This window comes from Pseudoalteromonas sp. S4741, assembly GCF_005886135.1.
Classification (GTDB): domain Bacteria; phylum Pseudomonadota; class Gammaproteobacteria; order Enterobacterales; family Alteromonadaceae; genus Pseudoalteromonas; species Pseudoalteromonas tetraodonis.
Genome location: NZ_PNCN01000226.1, coordinates 1 through 254 on the forward strand (window position 1 = coordinate 1; position 254 = coordinate 254).

Annotated in this window: 1 pseudogene; it reads left to right on the forward strand. The window is 33.5% G+C overall.

What is annotated here, in order from left to right:
* Nucleotides 1–254, forward strand: a pseudogene (locus tag CWC30_RS18935) (general glycosylation pathway protein); the annotation flags it as partial.

The window sequence follows — 254 nt, forward strand, 5'->3', positions numbered from 1 at the left end:
AGCAGGTTATGTGATTATTGTGGAGTGCTTATTTAGTTTTGTGCTTTTTTTACTCAACATCGTATTAATCGACATCTATGAATTAAAAACACACGAAAATAGTACGTCCGATCCCCTAGAACACTTTAGCATCATTATTTATATCACGTTAGCATTGGCTGTTTTTGATCTTGGAAAAAAAATTCTTGAGGAAGAAATACTCATGCATAAAGATATTTTTAGACTCTCATCAACACGAAGAACCATTACCCGGT